The sequence below is a fragment of the Streptomyces sp. NPDC050508 genome (genome assembly GCF_040655155.1).
In the GTDB taxonomy this organism is placed as follows: Bacteria; Actinomycetota; Actinomycetes; order Streptomycetales; family Streptomycetaceae; genus Streptomyces.
In genome coordinates, this window is sequence record NZ_JBFAJJ010000001.1 from 424,936 (window position 1) to 442,350 (window position 17,415).

Annotated in this window: 18 protein-coding genes; 11 read left to right on the forward strand and 7 right to left on the reverse strand. The window is 71.3% G+C overall.

Annotated elements, in window-relative coordinates:
* The first annotated feature begins 16 nt into the window (after positions 1 to 16).
* From AB0I69_RS01885 to AB0I69_RS01905, 5 genes are read left to right on the forward strand one after another with little or no spacing between them, the layout of a single operon-like run.
* Positions 17 to 1,357: an L-fuconate dehydratase gene (locus AB0I69_RS01885; RefSeq protein ID WP_363093509.1), complete on the forward strand. Its 1,341-nt coding sequence runs from the start codon at positions 17 to 19 to the stop codon at positions 1,355 to 1,357.
* Positions 1,354 to 2,109, forward strand: a complete 756-nt coding sequence (locus tag AB0I69_RS01890) for an SDR family oxidoreductase (RefSeq protein WP_363093510.1) — start codon at positions 1,354 to 1,356, stop codon at positions 2,107 to 2,109. Before AB0I69_RS01885 ends, AB0I69_RS01890 begins: the two co-directional genes overlap by 4 nt.
* Positions 2,106 to 3,095, forward strand: coding sequence for an aldo/keto reductase (locus tag AB0I69_RS01895; protein ID WP_363093511.1), 990 nt, complete (start codon positions 2,106 to 2,108; stop codon positions 3,093 to 3,095). Before AB0I69_RS01890 ends, AB0I69_RS01895 begins: the two co-directional genes overlap by 4 nt.
* Positions 3,092 to 3,406 (forward strand): L-rhamnose mutarotase, encoded by a 315-nt coding sequence (locus AB0I69_RS01900; RefSeq protein WP_363093512.1) that lies wholly within the window; start codon positions 3,092 to 3,094, stop codon positions 3,404 to 3,406. Before AB0I69_RS01895 ends, AB0I69_RS01900 begins: the two co-directional genes overlap by 4 nt.
* Positions 3,403 to 4,242 carry an amidohydrolase family protein gene (locus tag AB0I69_RS01905; protein ID WP_363093513.1) on the forward strand — a complete coding sequence of 280 codons (840 nt, stop codon included), beginning with the start codon at positions 3,403 to 3,405 and terminating at the stop codon, positions 4,240 to 4,242. The genes AB0I69_RS01900 and AB0I69_RS01905 overlap by 4 nt, the downstream gene beginning before the upstream one ends.
* Here AB0I69_RS01905 and AB0I69_RS01910 read toward each other — a convergent pair.
* The gene (locus tag AB0I69_RS01910; protein WP_363093514.1) at positions 4,230 to 5,651 is read right to left on the reverse strand and encodes a lipase maturation factor family protein; all 1,422 of its coding nucleotides are present in this window, start codon (positions 5,649 to 5,651) and stop codon (positions 4,230 to 4,232) included. The two genes, AB0I69_RS01905 and AB0I69_RS01910, sit on opposite strands and share 13 nt — an antisense overlap.
* A gap of 135 nt (positions 5,652 to 5,786) precedes the next feature.
* On the opposite strand from AB0I69_RS01910, the gene AB0I69_RS01915 reads away from it, so the two are divergent.
* The 3 genes from AB0I69_RS01915 to AB0I69_RS01925 all read left to right on the forward strand — a co-directional run bounded on the left by AB0I69_RS01915 (position 5,787) and on the right by AB0I69_RS01925 (position 10,158).
* Positions 5,787 to 7,100 (forward strand): DUF6777 domain-containing protein, encoded by a 1,314-nt coding sequence (locus AB0I69_RS01915; protein ID WP_363093515.1) that lies wholly within the window; start codon positions 5,787 to 5,789, stop codon positions 7,098 to 7,100.
* A gap of 82 nt (positions 7,101 to 7,182) precedes the next feature.
* Positions 7,183 to 9,258, forward strand: coding sequence for a SpoIIE family protein phosphatase (locus tag AB0I69_RS01920; protein WP_363093516.1), 2,076 nt, complete (start codon positions 7,183 to 7,185; stop codon positions 9,256 to 9,258).
* A 36-nt stretch (positions 9,259 to 9,294) separates the two neighbouring features.
* Positions 9,295 to 10,158, forward strand: coding sequence for a DNA-formamidopyrimidine glycosylase family protein (locus AB0I69_RS01925; RefSeq protein WP_363093517.1), 864 nt, complete (start codon positions 9,295 to 9,297; stop codon positions 10,156 to 10,158).
* On the opposite strand, the gene AB0I69_RS01930 is transcribed toward AB0I69_RS01925, so the two are convergent.
* Positions 10,159 to 10,875, reverse strand: coding sequence for an SDR family oxidoreductase (locus AB0I69_RS01930; protein WP_363093518.1), 717 nt, complete (start codon positions 10,873 to 10,875; stop codon positions 10,159 to 10,161).
* Positions 10,876 to 10,969: 94 nt separating this feature from the next.
* Between AB0I69_RS01930 and AB0I69_RS01935 the strand changes: the two genes are divergently transcribed.
* The gene (locus AB0I69_RS01935) at positions 10,970 to 11,791 is read left to right on the forward strand and encodes a helix-turn-helix transcriptional regulator (RefSeq protein WP_363093519.1); all 822 of its coding nucleotides are present in this window, start codon (positions 10,970 to 10,972) and stop codon (positions 11,789 to 11,791) included.
* Here AB0I69_RS01935 and AB0I69_RS01940 read toward each other — a convergent pair.
* From AB0I69_RS01940 to AB0I69_RS01950, 3 genes are all read right to left on the reverse strand, one after another.
* The gene (locus tag AB0I69_RS01940; RefSeq protein WP_363093520.1) at positions 11,778 to 12,428 is read right to left on the reverse strand and encodes a zf-HC2 domain-containing protein; all 651 of its coding nucleotides are present in this window, start codon (positions 12,426 to 12,428) and stop codon (positions 11,778 to 11,780) included. The two genes, AB0I69_RS01935 and AB0I69_RS01940, sit on opposite strands and share 14 nt — an antisense overlap.
* A 140-nt stretch (positions 12,429 to 12,568) precedes the next feature.
* Positions 12,569 to 13,096, reverse strand: a complete 528-nt coding sequence (locus tag AB0I69_RS01945) for a hypothetical protein (protein WP_363093521.1) — start codon at positions 13,094 to 13,096, stop codon at positions 12,569 to 12,571.
* Positions 13,097 to 13,251: 155 nt separating this feature from the next.
* Positions 13,252 to 13,797: a sigma-70 family RNA polymerase sigma factor gene (locus AB0I69_RS01950; protein WP_363093522.1), complete on the reverse strand. Its 546-nt coding sequence runs from the start codon at positions 13,795 to 13,797 to the stop codon at positions 13,252 to 13,254.
* Between the two features lie 223 nt (positions 13,798 to 14,020).
* On the opposite strand from AB0I69_RS01950, the gene AB0I69_RS01955 reads away from it, so the two are divergent.
* The gene (locus AB0I69_RS01955; RefSeq protein WP_363093523.1) at positions 14,021 to 15,160 is read left to right on the forward strand and encodes a CapA family protein; all 1,140 of its coding nucleotides are present in this window, start codon (positions 14,021 to 14,023) and stop codon (positions 15,158 to 15,160) included.
* A 7-nt stretch (positions 15,161 to 15,167) separates the two neighbouring features.
* Here AB0I69_RS01955 and AB0I69_RS01960 read toward each other — a convergent pair whose 3' ends face one another.
* Positions 15,168 to 15,653: a MarR family transcriptional regulator gene (locus AB0I69_RS01960; RefSeq protein WP_363093524.1), complete on the reverse strand. Its 486-nt coding sequence runs from the start codon at positions 15,651 to 15,653 to the stop codon at positions 15,168 to 15,170.
* A gap of 58 nt (positions 15,654 to 15,711) precedes the next feature.
* Between AB0I69_RS01960 and AB0I69_RS01965 the strand changes: the two genes are divergently transcribed.
* Complete coding sequence (locus tag AB0I69_RS01965) at positions 15,712 to 16,527, forward strand: alpha/beta hydrolase (RefSeq protein ID WP_363093525.1); 816 nt, start codon at positions 15,712 to 15,714, stop codon at positions 16,525 to 16,527.
* A gap of 367 nt (positions 16,528 to 16,894) precedes the next feature.
* On the opposite strand, the gene AB0I69_RS01970 is transcribed toward AB0I69_RS01965, so the two are convergent.
* On the reverse strand, positions 16,895 to 17,356 hold the full coding sequence (locus AB0I69_RS01970; RefSeq protein ID WP_363093526.1) for a universal stress protein: 462 nt from the start codon (positions 17,354 to 17,356) through the stop codon (positions 16,895 to 16,897).
* Between the last annotated feature and the right edge of the window lie 59 nt (positions 17,357 to 17,415).

Below are 17,415 nucleotides of genomic sequence, written 5' to 3' on the forward strand. Positions count from 1 at the left end.
GACCGAAAGGCCTTCCGTGTCACCGACCCCCGCCCGCGTCACCGCGGTCGACACCTACGACATCCGTTTCCCCACCTCGCGCGAACTCGACGGTTCCGACGCGATGAACCCGGACCCCGACTACTCGGCCGCGTACGTCGTCCTGCGCACCGACGCGGCCGACGGGCACGAGGGGCACGGATTCAGCTTCACCATCGGGCGGGGCAACGAAGTCCAGGTCGCCGCGATCCACGCGCTGCGGAACCATGTGATCGGCCGGTCCGTGGCCGAACTCTGCGCGGATCCGGGGGTGTTGAACCGCGACCTGATCGGCGACAGCCAACTGCGCTGGCTGGGCCCGGAGAAGGGCGTGATGCACATGGCGATCGGCGCGGTCGTCAACGCGGCCTGGGACCTCACCGCCAAGCGCGCCGGCAAGCCCCTCTGGCAGCTCCTCGCCGACGCCGAACCCGAATGGCTCGTCCGCCAGATCGACTTCAGGTACATCACGGACGCGCTCACCCCGGACGAGGCCCTGGAGATCCTGCGCCGCGGCAAGGAAGGCGCGGAGGACCGCCGTACCCGTCTCCTGGAGCGCGGCTTCCCCGCCTACACCACCTCCGCCGGCTGGCTCGGCTACGACGACGAGAAGCTCACCCGGCTCGCCGCGCAGGCGGTCCAAGACGGGTTCCGGCAGATCAAGTTGAAGGTCGGCGCCGACCTCGACGACGACATCCGCCGTTGCAGGGTGGCCCGTTCGGTCGTCGGGCCCGACATCCGCATGGCGATCGACGCCAACCAGCGCTGGGACGTGGCCGAGGCGATCCGCTGGACCAAGGCCCTCGCCGAGTTCGACCCGTACTGGATCGAGGAGCCCACCAGCCCCGACGACGTCCTCGGCCACGCCACCATCCGCGCGGCCGTGGCCCCGGTCAAGGTGGCCACCGGCGAACACGTCCAGAACCGCATCGTGTTCAAGCAACTGCTCCAGGCCGGCGCCCTCGACATCCTCCAGATAGACGCGGCCCGCGTCGGCGGCGTCAACGAGAACCTCGCGATCCTGCTGCTGGCCGCCAAGTTCGGCATCCCCGTCTGCCCGCACGCGGGCGGCGTCGGCCTGTGCGAACTCGTCCAGCACCTCTCGATGTTCGACTACCTCGCCGTCTCCGGCACCACCGACGACCGCGTCATCGAATACGTCGATCATCTGCACGACCACTTCCTCGATCCGGTGGTGATCCGCGAAGGTCACTACATGGCACCCACCACACCCGGCTTCTCGGCCACCATGCGGCCCGAGTCCATCGCGCGCTACACCTTCCCCGGCGGCACCTTCTGGGCCGCCGACCTCGACCGCCAGAAGGGACACGCGGCATGACCGACTTCGAGGGCCTCAAGGCCCTGGTCACCGGCGGCGCCTCCGGCATCGGCCGGGCCACCGCCGAACTCCTCGCCGAACGCGGCGCGTTGGTCGCCGTCCTTGATCTCGACCCGAGCAGCGTCGAGAAGCCGCTGCTCGGCTACCGCGCCGACGTCACCGACGACGCCTCCGTACGACAGGCCGTCGCCTCCGCCGTCACCGACCTCGGCGGACTCGACGTGGTGGTCAACAACGCGGGCATCGGCGCCCAGGGCACCGTCGAGGACAACGACGACGAGGAGTGGCACCGCGTCCTGAACGTCAACGTCATCGGCATGGTCCGCGTGGCCCGCGCCGCCCTCCCGCACCTGCGCGAGTCGTCCCACGCGGCGATCGTCAACACCTGCTCCATCGCCGCCACGGCGGGACTGCCCCAACGCGCCCTGTACAGCGCCACCAAGGGCGCCGTGTACTCCCTCACCCTCGCCATGGCCGCCGACCACCTCCGCGAGGGCGTCCGCGTCAACTGCGTCAACCCCGGTACGGCGGACACCCCTTGGGTCGGCCGCCTCCTCGACTCGGCCTCCGACCCGGCCGCCGAACGCGCCGCCCTGGCCGCCCGCCAGCCCTCGGGCCGACTCGTCTCGGCCGCCGAAGTCGCGGGCGCCATCGCCTACTTGGCGAGCCCGCTGTCCGGCGCCACCACCGGCACCTCGCTCGCCGTGGACGGCGGCATGCAGGGCCTGCGCCTGAGGCCGGTGGGCCAGTGAGCACCCTCGGCGGAAGCGGGGTCGAGATCAGCGGGCTGGGCTTCGGCGGCGCCGCGATCGCCAACCTGTACACCGAAGTCGGCGACGACCAGGCGCACCAGGCCGTCAACACCGCCTGGCAGCAAGGCATCCGCTACTTCGACACCGCACCGCACTACGGCCTCGGCCTGTCCGAGCGCCGCCTCGGCGCGGCCCTGCGCGAACACCCGCGCTCGTCGTACGCGATCTCCACGAAGGTCGGCCGCCGCCTGGAGCCCCTTGAGACGGTCACCGGCGACGACCTCGCCAACGGCTTCGCCGTACCCGCGACCCATCAGCGCGTCTGGGACTTCAGCGCCGACGGGGTACGCCGCACCCTGGACGCCGGCCTGGAACGGCTCGGCCTCGACCGCGTCGACATCGTCTACCTCCACGACCCCGACGATCACGCCGAACAGGCCTTCCGCGAGGGCTATCCGGCCCTGGAGAAGCTCCGCGCGGAGGGCGTCGTCGGCGCGATCGGCGCGGGCATGAACCAGGCCGAGATGCTCACCCGCTTCGTCCAGGACACGGACGTGGACGTGGTGCTGTGCGCCGGGCGCTACACCCTGCTCGACCAGAGCGCACTCACCGAGCTGCTCCCGTCCGCCGTCGCACGCGGCAAGTCGGTCGTCATCGGCGGGGCCTTCAACTCCGGTCTGCTGGCGGACCCGAAGCCGGACGCGACCTACAACTACGCCCAGGCACCGGCCGAGTTGCTGGACCGCGCCCTGCGCATGAAGGCCGTCGCCGAGCGCCACGGCATCACGCTGCGCGCCGCCGCCCTCGCCTTCTGCGCAGCTCACCCGGCCGTGGCGAGCGTCCTGGTCGGTGCCCGTTCGGAGGCCGAAGTGCGGGACTGCGCCGAGCAGTTCGCCCTCCCCGTGCCGGCCGCGTTCTGGCAGGAACTGCGGGACACGGGTCTCCTGTCGACGGACGCCCCCGTCCCTGCTCAGGAGCCGTCATGAGAGTCGCCCTGCACACCAAGGTCCGCGCCGACCGCATCACCGAGTACGAGAACGCCCACCACGAGGTCCCCAAAGAACTGACCGCCGCGATCCGCAACGCCGGCGCCACCTCCTGGACCATCTGGCGCAGCGGCACCGACCTCTTCCACGTCCTGGAATGCGACGACTACGCCCGCCTGCTCGCCGAGTTGGACCAGCTCCCGGTGAACGTCGCCTGGCAGGCCCGCATGGCCCAGCTCCTCAGCGTGGTGCACGACTACTCCGGCCAGGGCGCCGAGGCGAGTCTGCCGGTCGTATGGGAGCTGCCGTGACCGTCGACGCCCACCACCACGTATGGGACCTCTCCGTCCGCGACCAGGACTGGATCACCGGCCCCGAACTCCAGCCCCTCCGCCGCGACTTCACCGTCACCGACCTCGCACCCGAGGCCCGCGCGACCGGCGTCGACCGCACCGTCCTCGTCCAGACGATCACCGTCGCCGAGGAGACCCCCGAGTTCCTGGCCCTCGCCGACGCGCATGACCTGATCGCCGGAGTCGTCGGCTGGACCGACCTCACCCGCCCGGACATCACCGACGAACTGGCCCGCCTGCGTGAACTCCCCGGCGGCCACTACCTCAAGGGCATCCGCCACCAGGTACAGGGCGAACCCGACCCGAACTGGCTGCTGCGCCCGGACGTACGCCGAGGCCTCACCGCCGTCGCCGACGCGGGACTCGTCTACGACCTGCTCGTCCTGCCCCAACAGTTCCCGGCCGCCGTCGAGGTGGCCGCCTCCCTGCCCCAACTCACCTTAATTCTCGACCACTTGGGCAAGCCACCCATCGCCTCGGGACGACTGGAACCCTGGGCGACATCCCTGCGCTCCCTCGCCGCGCTCCCCAACACCTACTGCAAACTGTCCGGCATGGTCACGGAGGCCGACTGGAAAACCTGGCGCACGGCGGACCTGCACCCCTACGCGGACACCGCACTCGACGCCTTCGGCCCCAGCCGGCTGATGTTCGGTTCCGACTGGCCGGTCTGCGTCCTGGCGGCAACGTACGGCCAAGTCGCCGACACGGCGGGCGAGTTGACCGACGACCTCAGTGCGGCCGAACGCGCCGATGTCTTCGAGGGCACCGCCACCCGCGTCTACGACCTCTGAGCCGCCCTCGCGAGCCGCGTGGGCGGCAGATACTCCCGCACGAACGTCCGCTCCCAGCACGCGCCCGTCTCCCGCAACTCCCGCCAGGTCGTGTAGCGGTAGCGGAAGAGGCGGGCCCGGACGTAGCGCGGCGGCTCGTCGGACGGGAACGGGGAGCGGCGCAGCAGTCGTAGCGTGTCCCGGTCGTTCTCCAGGAGCCGTTCCACCAGGGCGCCGAACCACGGCTCGGCGTAGCCGGGGGAGAGGGCCGCGAACCACATCATCCAGTCCAGCCGCAGATGGTACGGCGCGAACTGGCGCGGCCAGTGTCGTGGATCGCCCGGCTTGCCCTTGAACTCGTACTCCCGCCAGTGGGAGTCCTCACGGGGCACGGCGTCCGTCGTGCCCTCGACGACCACCTCGTGGCGGACACGGCTGACGTTGCCGAACGCGCCGTAGGAATTGACCAGATGGAGCGGGTCGAAGGAGCGGTTCATGATCTGGCGGCGGGAGACCATGTTACGGACCGGGCGGTGGCTGAGCCAGAGCAGCAGCGCGGCGACGGCGAGGACCACGACCTCGTACCAAACGGGCGGGCCGGGGACGGACGGCGGTGTGTGGGGGAACCGGATCGCTGACAGGGCCAGCACGATCGTGATCCAGTTCAGCCAGGAGAAGTTGCCGGACAGGACCAGCCACAGCTGGGTGGCGATCATCAGGGACGCGGCGGCGGTCGCGACCGGTTGAGGGGTGAACAGCAGGACGGGGACGACGAGTTGGGTGACGTGGTTGGCGGCCACCTCCACCCGGTGCAGGGGGCGCGGGAGGTGGTGGAAGAACCAGCTCAGCGGGCCCGGTATCGGCTGCGTCTCGTGGTGGAAGTCCAGGCAGGTCAGCTTCCGCCAGCACGCGTCGCCGCGCAGTTTGATCAGACCCGCGCCGAACTCGACCCGGAACAGGACCCAGCGCAGCAGGAACAGCACGACAACCGGCGGCGCCACCTCGTCGTTGCCGAGGAAGACGGCCAGGAAGCCGACCTCCAGCAGGAGCGACTCCCAGCCGAACGCGTACCAGGTCTGGCCGACGTTGACGATCGACAGATACAGCACCCACGGCACCAGCCACAGCAACATCCCGCCCCACAACGGGAGTCGGGAGTCCAGCCCGGCCGCGAGCGCCGCCGACACCGCGCAGCCCGTCCCCGCGCAGCCCGCGAAGAAGCGGTCCGTGTAGTGGAGTTGGAAGATGCTCGGGGCCCGCCAGAACGGCATCCGGTCGAGGAAGCGGGGGACCGGCAGCATGCCGCGCTCACCGATCAGCGCACGGAACTGCAGGGCCGCCGTCAGGAACGCGACCAGATAGACACCGGCCAGAGCCCGCTGGAAGACCAGTCGGCTCAGCCAGTAGTCGGGTGCGGTGAACCATCCCACGATCGTCCGTTCCTCCCTCCGTCGTCGGGCTTCAGTAGACCGTCACTCTCCGCGTTCCGTGCCTCCGGTTGCGTAACCCAAGTGAGTGAAGCAGACAATAGTGGCGAATCACCCGGCTTGAGGCGGGAGAACCTGGTGCGCACATCCACCGGAACCATCGCCACGGCCTGCGCGCTCTCGGCGGCGCTCCTCGTCGCCGGCTGCGGCGGCGACGGCGGCAAGAACACGAAGTCGAGCGGCGAGGTCTTCCTGCAGCCCGTCGCGGCACAGGGCCCGGACCCCTTCACGGACTCCACGGCCACCGCGCCGAGCGCCCCACCACGGGTCACCCGAACGCCCCAGTCCACACCCACGCGGCCGACACCTGTGCGGACCACCTCCCCGCCCCCTGGCCGCATGCGCTCCGTCTCCGGCGCCACCCCCGGCCTGTACGGCGGCACCGCGCGCACCGAGAGCTGCGATGTCGAGCGGCAGATCACCTACCTCGCCCGCGACCAGGCCAAGGCCCGCGCGTTCGCGCAGGCCGAGGGCATCTCGCAGGGCGCGATTCCCGGCTATCTGCGCGGGCTGACCTCGGTCGTGCTGCGCGCCGACACGCAGGTCACCAACCACGGATACCGCGACGCACAGGTGACCGGTTTCCAGTCGGTCCTCCAGGCCGGTACCGCCGTCCTCGTCGACAACCGGGGCGTGCCCCGGGTCCGCTGCGCCTGCGGCAACCCGCTCAAGGCGGGCGCGGCGAACCAGGGGGCGCTCGGCGACAACGGTCGGCCCTGGTCCGGGTTCCGGCCCGCCGAGGTGATCGTGGTGACCCCGGCGCCCCAGGTGATCACCAACATCACGATCATCAACATCGTCGACAACACCTGGATCGAACGGCCCCTCGGTCATCGCGGGCCCCATCACGACCACGTCGTACCCCCGCCGACGCACGTGACGCCGACGCCGACACCGTCCCGTACGAGTCCGTCGCCGCGCCCTCACGACAGCGCGTCCAGCGCTTCGCCCGGCGTCACGAGTCCCTCGCCCAGCAGCAGTGCAAGCGCCTCCCCGAGCGACCAGAGCGCGTCCCCCAGCGGTAGCCCCACCCCGGAGGGGTCGGCCACCGACTGCACCACCCCGACCGTCACCGTCACCCCGGGCGCCACCGGCGACACGACGGCCCAGCCGCCGTCACCGGGCCCCACGGACTGCCCCACCGCCACCGTCACGGCCACCCCGACGACCAGCCCGCCCGGCACCACGCTCACCCCGTCACAGCGCGGCACCACCCCGGGCACCGGGACGCCGACGACGGCCGCACCGGAGCCGTCCCAGGACTCCGCTGACGAGATCGGCCCGCCGACCGTTCCGGAGACCCCCGACCTGCCCGACGGCGGCGGCCTGATCCCCGACGACACCACCACCGGCAGCATCTTCGACAGCCCCACGAACGTCTTCGACGGCTGACCGCGTCCGCAGCGACACCGGACCGCCTCCGGAGCCGTCGGAGAAGTCGAATAATCGGGCAAATCCTGGCAAGGTGGGCCGCATGGTTGATCGGGGAGCGAGCGCCCTGTCACTCCCGGACGACTGGCCCGCCCACCCGGACCCGATCCTGGCGCTCAACCGCATGGGCAGCTTCGACTGGGACCTGGACAGCGGCCTGTTCCACATGGACGCCCAGGCCCACGAGGTCTTCGACCTGCGCCCCGACGAATACGACGGACACCCCGAGAGCCTGGCCGTCCGGGTACCGCCCCCGGAGGGCTACCGGCTCGACGGCATCGTCTCCCAGGCCATGAAGGACGGCAGCGAGAACTACGGCGCCTACTTCCGTATGCGGCTGCGCGACGGCACCCTGCGCTGGACCCACACCCAGGGCTACATCCGGCGTGACGACACGGGCCGCCCGCGCCGGATCATCGGCATCGTCCGGGACGCCACCCAGGAGCTCGCCGAGAGCGCGGCCCGCCGTGAGCAGGCCGCCCAGGACGCGGCCAGGCGCCGGCAGACCAACGTCGTCCAGCTCACCACCGCCGCCCTCGCGCACGCCCGTACCGTCCAGGACGTCATCGACGTCCTCAAGGACACCCACGGCCTCGTCCACCTCGGCGCGACCAGCCTGGTCATGGGCCTGGTCGAGGCCGGCCGTATCCGCCTGGTCGCCGAAGGCCCCGAGGGGAGCTTCGTGCCCGGCACGGAGGTCACCCGGATCGACGAGCAGTACCCGATGGGAGAGGTCGTACGGACCCTCGCCCCGGCGTTCATCGAGTCCCCGGAGGAGTTCGCCGAGCGATATCCCCTCCTGTGGCCGCACATCACCGACCTCAACATCACTGCGGCCGCCTATCTGCCGCTGATCGCCCAGGCCCGGCCGATCGGTGCGATGGGCCTGCTCTACAGCGACCGGCGTGGTTTCTCGGCGGACGAGCGCAACGTCCTCGTCGCGCTCGGCAGCAGCATCGCGCAGAGCCTGCAGCGCGCCATGTTCTACGAGCAGGAGAAGGACCTCGCCCAGGGCCTCCAGCAGGCCATGCTGCCGCGCGCCATCCCCAGCGTCCCCGGCGCCGACGTCGCGGTCCGCTACCGGTCCGCGAAGCTGGGCCGGGACATCGGCGGTGACTGGTACGACCTGATCCCGTTGCCGGGCGGGCGGGTCGGCGCGGTCATCGGCGACGTCCAGGGCCACGACACGCACGCCGCCGCCGTCATGGGGCAACTGCGCATCGTCCTCAAGGCGTACGCCGCCGAGGGGCACACCCCGGCCACGGTGATGGCCCGCGCCTCCGTCTTCCTCCATGAACTGGACACCGAGCGCTTCGCGACCTGCCTCTACGCCGAGGTCGACCTGTCGACCGGAGTGGTGCAGGTGGTCCGGGCCGGTCATATCGACCCGCTGGTGCGGCAGTTGGACGGGACCTGCCGTCGGATGACCGTCGTGGGCGGGCTGCCGCTCGGGCTTTCCGCCGAGTTCGGGCGGCTCGAATACCCCGTCTCCGCCATCGAACTCGACCCCGGCGAGACCCTGTTGCTGTGCACCGACGGCCTCGTCGAACAGCCCGGGGCCGACCTCGACGACGGCATGCAGACCCTCGCCGCGCTCATCGCCTCCGGCCCCGACGACGTACGCGACCTCGCCGATCTGCTCATCGACGTGGCCGAGGAGCGCGGCGGTGAGGACGACGTGGCGCTGCTGTTGCTGCGTCGGCGGGGCCTCGACGCGCCGCAGTCCGGCGGGCGGCTCCAGCAGCACGTGGCCCCCGGCGACTCCGAGGCCCTCACCGGGGCCCGGCACATGATCCGGGCCGCGGTCCGCGCGTGGGGTGCCGGTGAGCGCTCCGACGAGGTCGAGCTGGTCGCCGACGAGCTGATCACCAACGCGCTGATGCACACCGAGGGCTCCGCGATCGTCACCCTGAGGGTCCTCACCGGCCCCGACCGCCGGCTGCGCGTCGAGGTCGAGGACTCCTCCAGCGCCCTCCCGCGCCGCCGTGAGGCGGGCGAGGAGGGTGTCTCCGGGCGCGGTCTGCTCCTCGTCGACCTGCTCACGGACGTGTGGGGTGTGGAGGCGCGCGGCAGCGGCAAGTGCGTGTGGTGCGAGTTCCTGGTCCCGGACCGCACCTGAGCTGACCCCACGGGCCTCCGATGGCACCCTGGACGTATGCCGGAACTTCCCGAGGTCGAAGCACTGAAGGACTTCCTGACCGAACACCTCGTCGGCCACGAGATCGTACGGGTGCTGCCCGTCGCCATCAGCGTTCTGAAGACGTACGATCCTCCACTCACCGCGCTGGAGGGACACGAGGTGGTGGCCGTGCACCGCCACGGCAAGTTCCTGGACGTGGAGACGGACGGCGGCCCGCACTTCGTGACCCACCTCGCCCGCGCGGGCTGGCTGCACTGGAAGGACCGCCTCCCGGACGGCCCGCCCCGCCCCGGCAAGGGCCCCCTCGCACTCCGTGTGGCCCTGGAGACCGGCGAGGGCTTCGACCTGACGGAGGCGGGCACACAGAAGCGCCTCGCGGTGTACATCGTCGCCGACCCGCAGGAGGTCCCGGGCGTCGCCCGCCTCGGCCCCGACCCGCTGGCCGACGACTTCGACGAGACGCGCTTCGCCGAACTCCTGAAGGACGAACGCCGCCAACTCAAGGGCGCGCTGCGCGACCAGACCCTGATCGCCGGGGTGGGCAACGCGTACAGCGACGAGATCCTGCACGCGGCGAAGATGTCCCCCTTCAAGCTGGCGTCGTCCCTGACCCCGGCCGAGACGCACACCCTCTACACGGCCCTCCGCACCACACTCCTGGACGCCGTCGAACGCTCCCGGGGCGTGGCCGCCGGCCGCCTGAAGGCGGAGAAGAAGAGCGGCCTGCGCGTCCACGGCCGCACCGGCGAACCCTGCCCGGTCTGCGGCGACACGATCCGCGAGGTTTCCTTCAGCGACTCCTCCCTCCAGTACTGCCCGACCTGCCAGACGGGCGGCAAGCCGCTGGCGGACCGCCGGATGTCGAAACTGCTCAAGTAGCTACCAGGGCACGGCGGTTCCGTCCCACGACAGGAACCGCCCGGTAGGACCGTCGTCCGGCAGCAGCGCCAGATCCACGGCCCCGCGCGCGGCCTCCGCCGGATCCCCGTCGCTCGCCGCGGCCCGTTCGTTGAGGTCCGTCGCCCGCAGGCCCGGGGCGAGGGCATTCACCTTGAAACCCTCCGTCGCGAGGGACTGGGCGTAGAAGAGGGTCAGCGCGTTGAGCGCGGACTTGGACGACCGGTAGGCGGCGCCCGCCCCGGCGTGGGCGGCGAACTCGCGGTCCGGGTCGGCGCTCCAGGTCAGGGAGCCGGTGCCGCTGGAGATGTTCACGATGCGGGGACGCGGCGAGCGGCGCAGGGCCGGGAGGAACGCGTTGGTGACCGCCAGGACCCCGAAGACGTTCGTCTCGTACGTACGGCGAAAGCTGTCGAGGTCCGACTTGGGCGGGGCCCCGCCGTCGACCATGACGCCGGCGTTGTTGACCAGGACGTCGAGGGCGTCCAGCCGTCGCGCGGCCTCCGCGATGCTGTCCGCGTCCGTGACGTCCAGGACCAACAGCCGTGCGCCGCCGCCCAGTTCCTCGACGGCCCGCTCTCCCCGGCCCGCGTCGCGCGAGCCGACGTACACGGTGAGTCCCTCGGCGACGAGCAGGCGGGCGATCTCCTTGCCGATGCCCTTGTTGGCGCCGGTGACGAGTGCTGTGGAATCGTTCATGGGGACGACGATTCCGCAGCCGGAGCCGCCGAACCAGGGACAGCCGATCCCTGGCAGACGGAGGGCGGTCGGACGGCAGGCGGAGGGAGGCACAGTGACCGGCAGACAGGAACTGGCCCGATTTCTGCGCGGGCGCAGGGCGCAGCTGGTACCCGCCGACGTGGGACTGGCAGGTGAACCGTCCCGGCGGACCCTCGGGCTGCGCCGGGAAGAGGTGGCCGAGCTGGCCCACATGTCCGTCGACTACTACGCCCGCCTGGAACAGGATCGCGGGCCGCGCCCCTCGCCCCGCATCCTGGACGCCCTCACCGGGGTGTTCCGGCTCACGCCGGCCGAGCGGACCCATCTGTTCCGGCTGGCCGGGACCCAGGTGACGCCCCTCGCGGCCCCGGTGCGGACCGTCCGCCCGCACGTGGCGGCCCTGCTGGAACGCATCCCGGACACGGCGGCCGTCGTCACCGACGCCACCTACGACGTCATCGCCTGGAATCCGCTGGCGGGTGCCGTACTCGGCGGCGATCTCGACGCACGGCCGAACCTGGCGCGCCGCCGTTTCCTGGGCCGGCCTCCGGAGAGTTCGAGCGCCGAGGAGTTCGCCCACGTCGTGGTGTCCCGGCTGCGCCGCTCGGCCGACCGCTACCCGCACGACCCGGGCCTCGCCCGCCTGCTGGCCGAACTACGGGCCGGCAGCGAGGAGTTCACGCAGATCTGGGAGACCGGCCCGGTGCACGCCCCCGGCCATCGCACCAAGACCCTGACCCACCCGGAGGCGGGCCGGCTGCGGGTGAACTGCGACGTGCTCACCGTCCCGCACGACGACCAGGAGGTCGTCTTCATCACCGCGGACCCGGGAACCCCCTCCGCACGAGCCCTGCGGCGGCTGGCCGCCGCCGACCGGGGCCTCAGTGCGAGGTGAGCCGTACCAACTGCTGTCCGTCGGCCGTCCGCACGTCGTAGTGGTCGATCTCGGCGGGGTGCATCGCCGCGCCACCCTGCATCGTGATCATCGTCGCGTCGTGCGCGGGCACGTTCCAACTGGTCACGGTCTGCTCGGAACCGTCGCGGCCGACGACCACGAGACGACAGGAGCGCGGGCCCGCGCCGTCCTTGATCTTGAGGGACACGTCGCTGCCGTAGTTCTCGTTCGCGGCCGTGACCTGTGCCCACACGCCCGACTTCGCGTCGGTCGCCGTGAGTTGCACGGCCCCGTCGCCGTGCCCGACGAGGGTAGCCACCGCGGGTCCGCCCACGGCGAACACCACCGAGGCGGCCACGGCGTACAGGAACCGCCGCCGCCCGGCCCGGTGACGGGTGGCCACTTCGCCGAGCAACCGGTCCAACAGCCGTGGTCCGGGTTGCGCCATGGGGTGCACGTAGCGCGGCGTCGCCCGCCGGTACAGCATCAACTGCCGTGAGGCGGGACCGAATTCGGTCACATGAGCCGCGCAGCTAGTGCACTCCATGAGGTGATCCTCGAAGCGGAAGGCCTCCGCCTCGTCCAGCACGCCGAGCGCGTACGCGCCGACGTCGCGATGCCTTTCCAGGGACCTCATGCCGAATCCTCGTGCCGTTAGGTGCGGGTGGGGTTACTCCTTGCTCCCATCGGTACGCACCAGACAGCCGAATCACTCAAGGCACATAGAATCCCAACCAAGTGATTCGGAGCGGCCGGGGCCGCGGATTGGTCCCCATCTCAAAAAAGATGGATGGCCAGATGACCGAGCGGCAGACCCAACTGCCAGGCGGGCGTCCAGACCTTCGGCCCGTCGTCCTCACCGGTCACCGGACCGCCTCCCGATCCCGGCCCCGGCACCGCGTCCAGGTCCGGCGCGAGCAGCTCGGTCTCCTCCAGCCAGCGCCAGGCGGCCTCCGCCAGCTCCAAGTCCGGTGCCTCGACACGGGATTCGATCGCCTCGGCCGCCAACCTGGACATACGTTCCCGGACCCAGTCCTGCCACGGCTGGTCGTACGCCGTGAGCGAAAGCCAGGTCTCCAACTGGGTGACCACCCGGATACCGGACAGCTCGCCGTCCGTGTCGGAAAGGAAGATGGTCAGCGCCAGCGCGTCCCGTCCCGCGCGGAACTCGAAGGACGTCGGCGGCATCAGGTCGCCGGTCCGCAGCAACTCGTCGGCGATGTACTCGGCGTACAACCACGCCATGGGGACGGTGAGTTCACCGCCACCGGTGCCGTCCGTGCTCTCTTGACCTCTGTGCAGCATCCCTTCCTGCCTTCCTCCGGTGCGTGCGCGTCGCCCGGCCCGGGGCTCCGTCAGGAACCCCGAGCCCCCAGTCCGGAACACGGATGAGGACAGCCGATTACTCAACCGGGGTTCTGAGCAAGGCGCTTTACGGAGGTTTGACTAATGGATTGGTTTCACCGCAGGTCGGCCGCATAACCCGGTAGCACCCGGCGTAGGGCGCGCAACGCGTAGTAAGCGCGGGACTTCACCGTACCGGGCGGAATACCCAGTGCCGCCGCGGCCTCCGCCACACTCGCCCCTTGGAAATACACGAGCACCAGGACTTCACGGTGCTCCGGAGTGAGTGTCTTCACAGCCTCCCGCACATCGAGCGTCGCCGCAGACCGTTCCGCGTGATCGGCACAGACCCGTGCGTTCTCCAGCACCGCGTCCCCGACCTCCGGCGGTCGCGCCTGCCGGGCCCGGCGCGCGTCGATGGCGAGCCGCCGGCCCACCGTCAGCAGCCAGGGCCGTACGGACTCGAAGGCGTCGGTGCGCAGTGCCTCGGGGTGCTGCCAGGCCCGTACGAGGGTCTCCTGGACGAGGTCCTCGGCGCGTTGGCGGTCGCCGTCGCAGAGCCGGAGCAGCAGCGCGAAGAGCGGCCTGCCGTGCTCGCGCTGCAGTGCGGCGAGCTCGTGCTCGGCGGTCGTTCCGTTGGTGAGCGTGGGTCCGGCCGTCATGGCCGTATGGCATCGCAGGGGACCGCCCGGGGACAGAGGGCGCACGAGGGGCTTGCGGCGGACGGTCGATCGCGTCGACGAACGGTGCGACGAACGGTCCGCGCCACCCGGTGATCCCCCACACGCGCACACCGGACGGGTCATCAGAGGCCGGAAGTCGTTTGCGGGGGCGGTGAAGTTCATACCTATTGGTGGGTAAATATGACCACAGTGGGGTGAATTGATGATCGCACGCAGACAGCAGGTGGCCGTCGCCGTCGCCGGCATTCTCACCGCGGCCGCCGCCTGCCAGGCCCAGCACCACGACTCGAAGGCGTCCGGCCGCCCGGCGCCCCCGGCGGCCCGCGGCTTCACCCTCGTCGCCGCCGGCGACATCCTCCCGCACAGCGCCGTCCTCGACCGCGCCCGCTTCGACGCGGGCGGCACCGGCTACGACTTCCGGCCGATGCTCGCCGGGGCCCAACCCGTCGTCTCCCGCGCCGACCTGGCGCTGTGTCACGTGGAGAGCGTGTACGGCGACTCCACCGGTACCGCGGCCCTCACGTCCCCGCCCGAGGAGGCCCAGGGCCTCGCCGCGACCGGCTACGACAGCTGCTCCACCGCGTCCGACCACAGCCTGGACGCCGGCGCCGCCGGCATCCAGGGCACCCTCGACACCCTCGACCGCGCCGGCGTACGGCACACGGGAACGGCGCGCACCGACGCCGAGGCGCGCACGGTCGCCCTGCTGCGCGCCGGTCCGGCGAAGGTCGCCCACCTCGCCTACACCGCCGACACGAACGGCGTCCCGCTCCCACCGGCCGAGCCCTGGGCGGTCAACCTCCTCGACCCCGCCCGCGTCCTCGCCGACGCCCGGGCCGCCCGCCGCGCGGGTGCCGACGTGGTCGTCGTGTCCCTGCGCTGGGGCACGGCGGGCCAGGAGGCTCCCGACCCGCAACAGGTGGCGCTGGCCAGGGAACTCACCGCCGCCCGGACCGGCGGCCGACCCGACATCGACCTGATCCTCGGCACCCACGCCCACGCCCCGCAGGCCTACGAGAAGGTCAATGGCACCTGGGTCGTCTACGGGCTCGGCGACCAGGTCACCGGCGAGATGTACGACAACACGGGCGCCCAGGACCCCGGCGGCAACACGAGCACCATCGGCCGCTTCACCTTCGTGCCGCCCGCCCGGCCGGGTGGCCGCTGGGAGGTGACCAGGGCGGAGTTCCTCCCGCAGCTGTTCGACATCGACGCGGGCCGGGTCGTCGACATCAACCGGGCGATCGTCCAGGGCGCCGACCTGACCGCCGACCGCGACCGCATCCGCGAGGTGGTGCTGAGCCGGGGCGCGGCGAAGGACGGGCTGGCGATGGGGAAGTAGCGGACGGTCAGTCGACGTCCACGTGGTCGAAGGTCCTGAGGATCTCGGTCAGCACCCGCACGCACGCCCTGACTTCGGCGTCGGTCAGATCGCCGCCGACCTGGCGGTTCAGGTGGTGCTCGCGGCCGAGGACGGACGTGATGACGGCGCGGCCCTCCTCCGTGAGCCGGATCAGGGAGGACCGTTGGTGTGCGGGGTTGGGCGTGGCCTCCGCCCAGCCGTGGACCGACGCCTCGTTGACCATGCGCTGCACGAACTGCCGGCTCAGGGCCTGGGCCCGGCCCATCTGGGGCACCGTCATGGGCCCGTGCTGTCGCAGCAGGTCCAGTACGGCGCGTACGCCGACGGAGACCCCCTCGACCGGTTCGCCCTGCTCGACCTTGCGCAGGGCACGCCGGTAGAGCGGGCCCACCAGGTCGAACACCTCGGTGAGGCGGTGGCCGAGTTCGTCGGGGGAGAGGGGAGCGGGAACCGGGGGAGCGGAGTCGTTCACGAGCACATCATGACACCTGGGTTGCCAAACCCTCGCCGAAGATGACACCTTGGTTGTCATGACAGCTGCTCCGGAACTGAGCTTCTTCGCATCTGCCGACGGGGACCTGGCCTACCGCGACGTGGGCACCGGCACCCCCGTGGTCCTCCTCCACTCCGGCTTCGCCGACCACCGGGTCTTCGACGACCAACTACCGTCCCTGGCCGCCGACTTCCGCGTCATCGCGCCCGACATCCGAGGCCACGGCTTCTCGGCCAACGCGAGCGGGCCGTTCCGCTGGGCCGACGACCTGGCGGCCCTCCTGCACCACCTCGACCTCGGACCGGCGGTCCTGGTCGGCCTGTCCATGGGCGCGGCCGTCGCCACCGACACCGCGCTGGAACACCCCGAACTGGTCCGCGCGCTCGTGGTCTCGGGCGCCGGCACCAGCGCGTTCGAGTACACCGACCCGCACCTGCTGGAACACCAGGCCCACGCGGCGCAGTTGCTCGCCACCGGCGACATCGCGGGCTGGCTCGACCAGTTCACGCAAGGGGTGGCGGGCCCACGCCGCACGGTGGGCGAGGTCGCCCCGTCCGTCATCCGCCGCCTGCGCGAACTGACCGCCCACACGATCTCCAAGCACACCCCGGGCGAGAAGGACTGGTACGTCCCGCTGGCCGACCCGTGGCCCCGAGTCCCGAAGCTGGACATGCCGGTGCTGGCGATCCACGGCGCCGCCGACTGGCCCGACAGCATCGCGATGGCGGAACGCCTCGTCGACACGGTCCCGAACGGCCGCGCCGTGACGATCGAGGGCGTCGGCCACTACCCGAACATGGAGAAGCCGGACCGCTTCAACGAGATCCTGACGGACTTTCTCGGCACGCTCTGACTGAGCGAGGCGACAGGCCGACCAGGGCGCAACCGCAGGCTGTCACGGGCACGACCGGCTATGGCACGCTCGCCGACGGCTACGGCGTCACCTCCCCACCTTCACCATCTACAGCACGGTCGCCGGTGGCTACGGCGTTACCGCCCGGCTCCGGCCCAATCGCCACCGGCTATGGCATGACCCACGGCGGTTGCGGCGTCGCCGCCGGGCCACGGCGCGGCCGCTGGTGGCTAGGGCGTCACCGCCTAGCCACCGTCCTACCCCATCGGCTACCGCACGACCGCCGGGCGGTCACGGCATCACCGCCGGGCCACGGCCCAACCGTCACCGGCGACGGCATCACCGCCCCCCGTCCAACCGCCGGAGGCTACGGCACCACCGTCACCGGCCACCGCCCCGCCTTCACCAACCGCACCGCGACCGACCCGATGATCCGGTGCCCGGCCTGCTCGGAGGCGCCCACGACGACCGCGTCGGCCTTGAGCTCGTCGGCGGCCTTGACCAGGCCGCCGTAGGGATCGCCGCGGAACGTGTGGAACTCCCAGCGGATGTCGAATATCCCCTTCACGCGCTCGGTCTCGTGGCGGATCTGGGCGACGAGGTCCTCGGCGATCTCGTCGGTCGTCTCGGCGACCGGTGCCCCCATGGCCGCGCCCGCCGCCAGCACCGGCTGCACGTACACCATGGCAAGCAGCGCGTGCTGCCGTCGGGCCAGGCCCGCGGCATATGCCGCGGCCCGGAACGAGGACTCGGAGCCGTCCACTCCGGCGACGATGACCTTCGGCCCGTCCGTGCCCCGTTCGAACTGAGTTGAGTGCTGTTCCGTCACGGCTGTGAGGCTATCGGAACCCGCAGGTCCCGAACCCGCCCGGGAGCGCTCGACGGGCG

Coding starts and splice junctions, on each gene's coding strand:
- AB0I69_RS01950 (WP_363093522.1), bottom strand. CDS start 13,797: ATGACGGCCGGACCCACGCTCACCAACGGAACGACCGCCGAGCACGAG.
- AB0I69_RS01925 (WP_363093517.1), top strand. CDS start 9,295: ATGCCGGAACTTCCCGAGGTCGAAGCACTGAAGGACTTCCTGACCGAA.
- AB0I69_RS01890 (WP_363093510.1), top strand. CDS start 1,354: ATGACCGACTTCGAGGGCCTCAAGGCCCTGGTCACCGGCGGCGCCTCC.
- AB0I69_RS01965 (WP_363093525.1), top strand. CDS start 15,712: ATGACAGCTGCTCCGGAACTGAGCTTCTTCGCATCTGCCGACGGGGAC.
- AB0I69_RS01945 (WP_363093521.1), bottom strand. CDS start 13,096: ATGCTGCACAGAGGTCAAGAGAGCACGGACGGCACCGGTGGCGGTGAA.
- AB0I69_RS01930 (WP_363093518.1), bottom strand. CDS start 10,875: ATGAACGATTCCACAGCACTCGTCACCGGCGCCAACAAGGGCATCGGC.
- AB0I69_RS01940 (WP_363093520.1), bottom strand. CDS start 12,428: ATGAGGTCCCTGGAAAGGCATCGCGACGTCGGCGCGTACGCGCTCGGC.
- AB0I69_RS01900 (WP_363093512.1), top strand. CDS start 3,092: ATGAGAGTCGCCCTGCACACCAAGGTCCGCGCCGACCGCATCACCGAG.
- AB0I69_RS01955 (WP_363093523.1), top strand. CDS start 14,021: ATGATCGCACGCAGACAGCAGGTGGCCGTCGCCGTCGCCGGCATTCTC.
- AB0I69_RS01920 (WP_363093516.1), top strand. CDS start 7,183: ATGGTTGATCGGGGAGCGAGCGCCCTGTCACTCCCGGACGACTGGCCC.